Raw genomic sequence first — 9238 nt, 5'->3', positions numbered from 1 at the left:
GTAGAAATGTCCGCTTTTAGAATACGCACTTTTGCGATTATCGAAGCGTACGGTTTGATATGTTGGTATCTATGTCGGATATAGGACATTTCTATTTAGTTATTAGGTAGGACATTTCTACTTAGGAATAACACAAAAAAGCCTAGACTTGATCTAGGCTTTAAATTTTAAAAAATACTATTGCGAAGGTTTAACTGGAAAACCTATGAATGGTTTTATTTCTTTTAGAACAAACATACTCTGCATTTCTTTTATCCCTGGTAATCTTCTAATTGTTGACATAGAAAACTCCGCATAAGTATCAAGGTCTGGGGATACAACTTGAAGTAAGAAATCTGCATCACCTCCAATGCTATAACATGCAACGACATAATCTAAAGCAGTTACTTCTTCCTCAAATTTTTTAGCTTCTTTTTCACTATGGCTATCAATAGATACACGTATAAAAACCATTACACCTAAATCTATTTTTTTACGATCAAGTAATACTCCATATCCTTTAATAATCTTAGTATCTTCAAGTTGCTTGACTCTACGCCAACATGGAGAAGTTGATAAGCTCAATTGTTCTGATAACTCAGCTGTTGTAATGCGTGAGTCCTGCTGTAACAACTCTAAAATTTTTACATCAGTTTTATCAATTTTTTTATGAGTAGGCATAAATACTAAAATTATTAAATAAAATAGGAATTTTATACCCTTATTTATCAATTTTATAAAAAATATAGATCAATTTCTTCTTTGTTTTTACTAAAAAATAGTCCCAATTCTTTTGTTGATCTACTTTCAGATGGACTATCTAGCACAATTCACCACATATATTTTCACTTTATCTTTAGCCGCAATTCTTCCTGGGCCAGGTATGACAGGTCTAATGTTTAAAACACTGACACAAGGCTATAAAAATGGCGTCATTATGCTAATTGGTCTAATCACAGGTGATCTGATCTTTCTATTAACCTCTATTTTTTTACTGACGTCTTTGACTCAATTTATTCCAAATTTTTCTTTTTATTTAGTTCTCTTATCGAGTATGTATTTATTGTGTTTAGCTTATAGTTTTTGGTCTTTTAACGGTGATCTCTTAGAAACTCAAGCTCAAAATACTGTAAGTGAAACCATATTCTCTTATAGAGATGGGCTATTGATAACGCTCAGTAATCCTAAAACCATTTCGTTTTACCTAGCAATTTTTCCAGCTATTTTTGGAGCATCTAGCCTGAAAGATCAAACTTTTGCCTTAATGATAATCACAGTTCTAACTTTGACTGTTATTGGCGGTTTTTATGTATTTTTTTCTTTAGGCCTAAAAAAGTTTTTACGTAATTTGAAAATACAAAGAACTTTGCTTAAGGGACTATCTCTTATGATGTTTATCTTAGCTCTAAGCATGATATATAGAGAATTTACGCCTTATTTAACATAATGGTCGTTATATGAAATGAAATTGAAATAATATTGTAATATCAACAGGTTAATATAAAATAAAAAGTTAAAAAATCAGCAGAATCCCGGCTTGGAAACAAGTCGGTTTTTTTATGAGCGATTTTGATGTGTTTTGCTAATTAAAAATGGATTTTTAACTGCAAAAAAGAACATTTTTATTAAAAATTAAGTTGACCAAAGTCTGAATAATATCCCTCTCCAGCTCATCCCACTCCTCAAATTCAGGCTCAATCAACAACGTCTGCGACACAAAGCCATAACAGACCCGTTGTACATTTAAACTCATCCGCTTGAGCTGTTCAGTATCCTGAATAAAAGGTGCAAGAATGCTTTGCCACATCTGCACCATCATTTCATAGCTTTTACGATAACTCTCAATATTTGAAATCTGCCGTTCCAGTAAAAAGGTCTGCGCCCATAAAAACTGCTGTGCCTGAATCTGCTCAAGCTGATAATGGATCACTTGCTTTAAATAATCTTCAAAACTTAGTTCTGTGGATAACTTGATTAGGCTTTGTGCATAAGTTTTTAAGTCCTCGGCATTGGTTTTTACATGCCGGTGAATGGTCAGCGCAATCAAATCTTCCTTTTTAGAAAAATATTCATAGAACGTACCTAGGCCCACACCGGCCAAATCGGTAATCTCCCGAATGGTAATGTCATGTGCAGCACGCTCATGCAAAAGCCGAACAAAACTGTCCTGCAAGGCTTCCTGAGTCAGCTTGGCTCTTGACTGGCGTGGCTTACGCCGTACCTGTATCTGTGGATTTTTCATAGAACTCTTGATCAAACAAAGCCGAACATGCTGTGGCGAATTTTTCTCTATACTGGAATGAAAAGCCAAGAACAACAAGCAGGAAATATAGACGATGAATACATCGAACCAGTTATTGAATCAGACATGGATGACCCATCAAATCAGCAACCAGTTTGATGAACTGCAAGATTACAATTTATTTTCATCAGATACGGTTTTACATGAAATATTGAAGCGTTATGGCAGCCATGACCAAGCAACCTTGTGTCATATGGGTAAAGTTGTCGGTTCATCTGAATATTATCAATATGCCGATTTAGCCAATAAGCACACGCCCATTCTGCATGCCTTCGATGCCCGTGGCCGCCGTAAAGATTACATTGAGTTTCATCCTGCATGGCACAAGTGGATGGCTTTAAATCGTAAGTTTGACAGCCATGCCCATCCATTTAACCATGCGGCATCTTCCTCCAAATGGGTGGAATGGGCAGCGCGTTTTTACTTAAGCGGACAGGTCGAATGCGGCAGTCTGTGTCCAACTTCAATGACTTTGGGCAGCATTCCCTTAATCCAGCGTGAACCTGAGCTGTGGGCCAAAATTGGCGAAAAATTATTATCTACCGAATACGATGAACGTGACCTGCCGATTGCTCAAAAGAAATCGATCTGGCTGGGTATGGGCATGACCGAAAAGCAGGGCGGTTCGGATGTGCGTGCCAATGAAACCATGGCTGTTCCAGTAGCGGATTCAGGTCGCGGCAAAGCCTATTTGCTGACCGGTCATAAATGGTTTTTCTCGGCACCGATGTGTGATGCTCATTTGGTGGTGGCCAAAACCGAGCAGGATGGATTGGCCTGTTTTTTTGTACCGCGCTGGCTGGAAGATGGCACCAAGAACAATATTCATGTGCAGCGATTGAAAGAAAAAGTCGGCAACCGCAGTAATTCCAGTTCCGAAGTTGAATTTAAAGAGGCTTGGGGCATCATGATTGGTGAAGCGGGACGCGGCATTCCGACCATTATTGAAATGGCCAATTACACCCGTTTGACCTGTTCTGTGGGCAGTACCGCCATGCTGCGTCAGGCTTTGGTGCAATGTATTGCCTATGCCCGTCAGCGTAAGGCTTTTGGCAAACATTTAGCCGAACAGCCGTTGATGCGTGCTGTATTGGCCGATTTAGCCTTGGAAACAGAAGCAGCAATGCACTTAAGTTTTCATCTGGCGCATTGTTATGAATCTGATGATGCTTTGTCTTTGGCGTGGAAAAGAATCATGACACCTGCTTCCAAGTTCTGGATTTGCAAACGAGCGGTTGAATTGACGGGCGAGATGATGGAAGTGTTTGGCGGCAATGGCTATGTCGATAACGGCATCATGGCGCGTATTTTTAAAGAAGCACCCGTCAATACCATCTGGGAAGGCTCGGGCAATGTGATGTGCTTGGATGTACTACGTGCAATTGCGCGAGAACCAGAGTCTATTGAAGTGCTGTTTAAAGATTGGGCATCGACTGCGATGCCAGATGAAACGCTAAAAAATGAATTACAGAGTCTGTTCAAGTTATTCCAGCAATCCCCTGAAGAAGTGCAGTTTATGGGACGTAGTCTGGTCAGCCGTTTAGTCATTTTAGCGCAAGCGGTTTTATTAAAACGTTATGCACCGGACTACGTGGCCGCTGCTTTTATTCAAACGCGTTTCAGCCAATTCCATGGTCGTGTGGTGGGCATGATTGAAGCGAAGCAGGTGGATGTAGAACGGGTGTTGGAAAGGGCTTTGGCAAGTTAAATTATTTTTATACCTCTCCCTTACCCTCTCCTAAAAGGAGAGGGTATTTTCATTTTAAATTAGGCATTCATTTATGCATTAGCCAGATCTCTATTCGCTTCCCTCAATTCCACTTTGCTAAGGCTTGCACAAGCATAAGGTTGAAACTGCAAAATTTATATTCATTTAAGAAAACTTATTTAATATGTCATTGATAAATTTTTGATTTTCAGTACCTATATGTATCAAAAAATTAAACAATGGGCTAAAAGCATTAAAAAAGATGTGGTGGTCGTTTGGCTGGTGGCTAAAGATGAGCGAACGCCTGTTTGGATCAAAATATTGGCGCTGATTGTTGCGGCATATGCTTTATCACCCATTGATTTGATTCCGGATTTTATTCCAGTGCTGGGATATCTGGATGATATTATTATTGTGCCCTTAGGACTGTTATTGGTGATTCGGCTTACGCCTAAAGAAATTATAGAAGATTGCAGAAACCGTGCCTCACTATTAGCGGAGCGACCTGTAAACCGTTGGGCAGCAGGCGTGATTATTTTAATCTGGCTGCTGTTTCTGGGCTATTTGGCCCTGCATTTTTTGAATATGCAGAAATTCTAATGTTCGGCTTATATAAAGATTTTAAATCTGAATTTAAGTTAATGAAATAAATAGGTTTTATTTGGGTGGAATAGATCTTTTACCCGAAATGTATCTGACCAGAAAAACCGCTTGAATTCTGTACAAAAAGGCGTAATATCACCCATCCCATCGATAAGATGGCGAACATCAAACAGGTGAAAAAACATGGCAAAGAAAAAGCAAATGCCAGAGGTTGTGATTAACAACTTTGTGGCAAAACACATGCATGAGGTCAACAAAAGCCAGGTATTTGTAGACCGAAAGAAAAATGCAAAACGTGGCTATGACAAGCACAAAAAAGGGAGATACTCAAATGACTATCTCCCTTTTAATTTCTGCGGTTTTGCTTTGATTTAAGCCTTTAAGCACCCACGATACGGGTTGCAGATTTCACCATATCCCCCAGACCATGGGTCTTGAAGTAATACTCCATCCAGCTCTTAATGATCAGCGGATTGCTCATTTTCAATACTCGTTCCAGCTGTTCTTGTGCATCGCTCATCGGTACATGGCAAATGGTTTTACGCACGCGCAGAATATTACTGGAACTCATTGATAGCGTATTAAAGCCCATCGCCATCAGCAGCACAGCCGCCAAGGGATCTCCGGCCATTTCTCCACAAATACTGACCGGTTTATCGTATTTATGACATTCGATCACCAAGCGTGACAACGCCCGTAAGACCGCAGGGTGGAAGTGGGAATATACGTTTGCAACCCGTGGATTGTTACGGTCTACCGCCAGTAAATACTGGGTCAAGTCATTGGAACCGACTGAGAAAAAATCCACCAGTTCAGAAAATTCTTCAATCTGTAACAGCACACTGGGTACTTCCACCATAATGCCAATTTTGGGCTTGGTAATTTTGACCTGTTCCTCTTCTTGCACCACTTGCCAGTCCCGATCCAGCAGATATAAGGCCTCTTCCACTTCGCTGACACTGGTCACCATTGGCAGCAAGATGTGCAGGTTATTCAGACCAATACTGGCTTTGAGCATGGCGCGAATCTGGGCAGAGAAAATTTCAGGATGATCCAGGGTAAAACGGATACCGCGCCAGCCCAGTGCAGAGTTTTCTTCTTCAATCGAGAAATAGGGCAGGTCTTTGTCCGCACCAATGTCGAGGGTACGCATGACTACTGGTTTATTGGCGAAGTGGCTCAATTGCTGGCGATAAATCGCACGCTGTTCTTCTTCACCCGGGAAGCGGTCACGCAGCATAAACGGAATTTCGGAGCGGTATAGACCCACTCCTTTCGCTCCACGTTGCACACCGCGCACTACATCAATCATCAAGCCGGTATTCACATACAGTTTGACCGCGACTCCATCCGGGGTAATCGCATCCTTGGTTTCATACTGCTTTAAATCTTTGGCAATCTGTTCTTCTTCTTTTTGAATTTCTTTATAGCGGCTACGCAAACGACGTGGCGGATTAATAAACACCCGACCCTGATGGGCATCGACAATCATTTCGACATCATCCAGGGTATTGATCGGCAGTTCAGTGACACCCACCACGGTTGGAATACCCAAAGCACGTGCCACAATCACCATATGTGAATTCATGGCGCCTTCAGTGGTGACAATGGCGGCAATTTTATCTACCGGTAATTCCACCAGTGCCGCAGTCGAAATTTCTTCCCCAATCAGGATGCTTTCATCGGTCAGTTCACGATGGCTGGCGTCTGCTTCCTGCAAGAATGCCAAAATACGGCGCCCCAGATCTTTCAGATCAGAAACACGTTCGCGTAAATAGTCATCTTCCATTTGTGCAAACAGGGCAATATGACTGTCGATGACATTACGCACTGCACCTTGCGCCCAGTTACCATCACGAATTTCCGCCTTGATTTCAGCAGGCAGCGCATTTTCATCCAGCATGCGCAAGAACACGCTAAACAGTGCCCGCTCTTCTGCCATTAAGGCATCTTGCATTTTCTCATCCAGCGACAGGATTTCCTGGCGTACTGCATTTAAGGCATTATCCAGCAGTTGCAGTTCTTCACTGATATCGTCGGCTTCACGATCCGGTACTGCAGCCAGATCGGCAGGTGGATAGAGAATCACTGCACGACCTAGGGCAATACCACCCGAACCCGAAATCCCCTGAAAAGTTTTATAAGCCGGCAAGGTGCTGGGCTTGCGGAACACATCAATATTGCCTACCGCATGTGCATGGGCAATTACACCGGAAAGCTGCGCACACAGGGTGACCAGAAAGGATTCAGCTGCTTCGCTAAAATCTTGGGATTCTTTGTTTTGCACCACCAAAACGCCCATCACCTTACGGCGATACATCACCGGAACACCGAGGAAGGAATTATAAATTTCTTCACCGGTTTCTGGCAGGTACATAAAGCGTTCGTGCTTAGGTGCATTGTCCAGATTGACAATTTCTTCGCGTTGTCCAACCAGTCCTACCAGGCCCTCGCTGGTGTGCAAAGAAACATGTCCCACAGCTTCAGGATTCAATCCTTTAGAAGCCATGAGCAGATAACGCTGGTTACGCTCATCCAGCAGATAGATTGAGCAGACATCTACATGCATGGCTTCGGCCACCTGATTGACCATGATGTCGAGTGACTCGTGCAAACTGGTGGACGCATTGATTTCTTGCACAATGCGTCTTAAGGTATCCAGTTGCATATTCGACATAAAATCTGCTCCAAAAAAGATTTAAAACTATTTTTATTTATAACAACATGTCACTAAAAAATCTGCATTTTCATACGATTTTTTAAGTTTAGATGGAAGGTAACTGGTTACACAGTTCCACCATCGCTTTACGGTATACATCGCGTTTAAAATTCACGACCTGTCCTAATGGATACCAGTAACTTACCCATTGCCACTGGTCAAACTCGGGTGGGTCAGACAAATCCAGCTGAATATTACGGGCTGGAGCCGTCAGTTTGAGTAAAAACCACTTTTGTTTTTGACCAATACACACCGGATCTGAATCCGAGCGTATATACCGTTGCGGCAAACGATAACGCAGCCAACCTTTTGTTTGCGCTATAACTTGTACATGTTCGGGCAATAAGCCAACTTCTTCTCTCAGCTCACGGTAAAGTGCCTGTTCGGGGGATTCTCCATACTGGATACCTCCTTGTGGAAATTGCCAAGCATTGTGTCCAATGCGTTTTGCCCATAAAACTTGTCCAATGTCGTTTGCCAAAATGATCCCGACATTCGGTCGGAAACCTTCTGAGTCGATCATTTGGCTACCTAAATCTTCTGTAATGTATGACTTTTTGTTCGGGGATTGTTATTTCTATATCCATCTCGAAAAAAAGCACAGCTTAAATGTTAAAAATTGCTATGATCTTAACGAATTTCTATCGACTAGCGGAGATAGATTTACAATTTTTTTCTTAAATTGCAGTTTTTACGAGTATTTTCATGAAATTGGCTTTATTTGACCTCGACCACACCCTCCTCAATACCGATTCAGATTATTCATGGGGTGAGTTTTTAGTAACTGAGGGTTTAGTCGATCCAATCCGACATCGTCAAATGAATGACAAATTTTATGAGGACTATAAAGCAGGGCAACTTGACCCGATTGCCTATAACGAATTCGTCTTTGAATTTTTAACCCAGCACGATAATGATTATTTGAAAGAATTACATGAATTATTCATGAAAAAAGTGATTCGCCCGCAAATGCGTCCAGCAGGTTTTGCTGCAATTCAAAAACACAAAGATGCAGGGCATGAACTGGTCGGTATTACCGCGACTTCTGATTTTATTACTGCACCGATTTTTCATGAGTTTGGCATTACTGAAATTATTGCCACCAATGCAGAAGTGATTGAGGGCAAATATACCGGTAAAGTCATCAATACCGCGTGTTACCAAAAAGGCAAGCTGATCCGTCTGGAACAATGGCTGGCAGGGCGCAATGTGGAAGAATCCTGGGCTTATTCGGATTCAATCAATGACCGCTTCCTGTTGGAACATGCCGACCATGCCATTGTGGTCAATCCAGATGATCGTTTAGCCCTTTTAGCCAAAGAGCAAAACTGGGAAATTCAGGACTGGTCAATTTAGGCAATTTGTTTTGACGGAGGGGAGAGCTGTATGGAATATGGCTGTTCTCTCCGCTTTAAAAGTTAAAAATAAAAGATGGATTGCACCGAAATCCTTGCATGTTTGAAGATGGTTTCTACCGATCTGCTGAACCGGGTTGAATGGGTTATATCGACTAAGGGACGATAAAATAGTCCTTACTATCATTATGCAGTTACCGTATATTAGATATAAAGATGATGATCAGTACTGATAAAAAATTAAACTTTAGCTTGAAGAATGGGAGATCAAAATGAGCCAAACACGTCCAAGAATGACCAATCTTTTTGAGCAGTTGGGACTCGACTCCAGTGAAGAGGCGATCGCCCTGTTTATTGCTACGCATCAACTCAATGCTCAGACTAAAATTACCGAAGCGGAATATTGGACTGAAGCACAGCGCCAGTTCCTGGCAGAAAAAATCAAGTCGGATGGTTCATGGGCGATTATTGTTGATCAGTTGAATGAATCCTTACATGAAGATTCAGTGATTCAATAAAGATCAAAGTGAAAAAAGCCAATCCACAGAATGAATGCCAGTCAGTTAAGAAAT

Annotated in this window: 10 protein-coding genes; 6 read left to right on the top strand and 4 right to left on the bottom strand. The window is 41.6% G+C overall.

Annotation, left to right across the window (positions count from 1 at the left end; genetic code table 11):
- Positions 1–177: 177 nt before the first annotated feature.
- Entirely contained in the window at positions 178–660 is a 483-nt protein-coding gene (locus WAE57_RS12530) for an Lrp/AsnC family transcriptional regulator (protein ID WP_337710854.1), read from the bottom strand.
- Between the two features lie 130 nt (positions 661–790).
- Between WAE57_RS12530 and WAE57_RS12525 the strand changes: the two genes are divergently transcribed.
- Positions 791–1426, top strand: a complete 636-nt coding sequence (locus WAE57_RS12525; RefSeq protein WP_337710853.1) for a LysE family translocator — start codon at positions 791–793, stop codon at positions 1424–1426.
- A 153-nt stretch (positions 1427–1579) separates the two neighbouring features.
- Here the strand turns inward: WAE57_RS12525 and WAE57_RS12520 are convergent, their stop codons facing one another.
- Positions 1580–2221, bottom strand: coding sequence for a TetR/AcrR family transcriptional regulator (locus tag WAE57_RS12520; RefSeq protein ID WP_337710852.1), 642 nt, complete (start codon positions 2219–2221; stop codon positions 1580–1582).
- 94 nt (positions 2222–2315) lie between these two features.
- Between WAE57_RS12520 and WAE57_RS12515 the strand changes: the two genes are divergently transcribed.
- From WAE57_RS12515 to WAE57_RS12505, 3 genes are all read left to right on the top strand, one after another.
- A complete protein-coding gene (locus WAE57_RS12515) occupies positions 2316–3989 on the top strand; it encodes an acyl-CoA dehydrogenase family protein (RefSeq protein ID WP_337710851.1) in 1674 nt (557 codons plus the stop codon).
- 219 nt (positions 3990–4208) lie between these two features.
- A complete protein-coding gene (locus tag WAE57_RS12510; protein WP_337710850.1) occupies positions 4209–4589 on the top strand; it encodes a YkvA family protein in 381 nt (126 codons plus the stop codon).
- Between the two features lie 186 nt (positions 4590–4775).
- Positions 4776–4967 (top strand): hypothetical protein, encoded by a 192-nt coding sequence (locus WAE57_RS12505; protein ID WP_337710849.1) that lies wholly within the window; start codon positions 4776–4778, stop codon positions 4965–4967.
- 4 nt (positions 4968–4971) lie between these two features.
- Here WAE57_RS12505 and ptsP read toward each other — a convergent pair whose 3' ends face one another.
- Together ptsP and WAE57_RS12495 are read right to left on the bottom strand one after the other, a co-directional pair.
- On the bottom strand, positions 4972–7269 hold the full coding sequence (gene ptsP / locus WAE57_RS12500; RefSeq protein ID WP_086174015.1) for a phosphoenolpyruvate--protein phosphotransferase: 2298 nt from the start codon (positions 7267–7269) through the stop codon (positions 4972–4974).
- 88 nt (positions 7270–7357) lie between these two features.
- Entirely contained in the window at positions 7358–7834 is a 477-nt protein-coding gene (locus WAE57_RS12495) for an RNA pyrophosphohydrolase (protein ID WP_086198437.1), read from the bottom strand.
- A 182-nt stretch (positions 7835–8016) separates the two neighbouring features.
- Here WAE57_RS12495 and WAE57_RS12490 point away from each other — a divergent pair, with 182 nt between their 5' ends.
- Both WAE57_RS12490 and WAE57_RS12485 read left to right on the top strand, forming a co-directional pair.
- Positions 8017–8667 (top strand): HAD family hydrolase, encoded by a 651-nt coding sequence (locus tag WAE57_RS12490; protein ID WP_337710848.1) that lies wholly within the window; start codon positions 8017–8019, stop codon positions 8665–8667.
- 271 nt (positions 8668–8938) lie between these two features.
- Positions 8939–9184, top strand: coding sequence for a DUF2789 domain-containing protein (locus WAE57_RS12485; RefSeq protein ID WP_086195302.1), 246 nt, complete (start codon positions 8939–8941; stop codon positions 9182–9184).
- Positions 9185–9238 lie beyond the last annotated feature (54 nt).

It is taken from the genome of Acinetobacter sp. NS-4 (genome assembly GCF_037402435.1).
Classification (GTDB): domain Bacteria; phylum Pseudomonadota; class Gammaproteobacteria; order Pseudomonadales; family Moraxellaceae; genus Acinetobacter.
The sequence above is the reverse complement of the archived record's forward strand: the minus strand, read 5'-3'. Positions and strand labels throughout refer to the sequence as shown.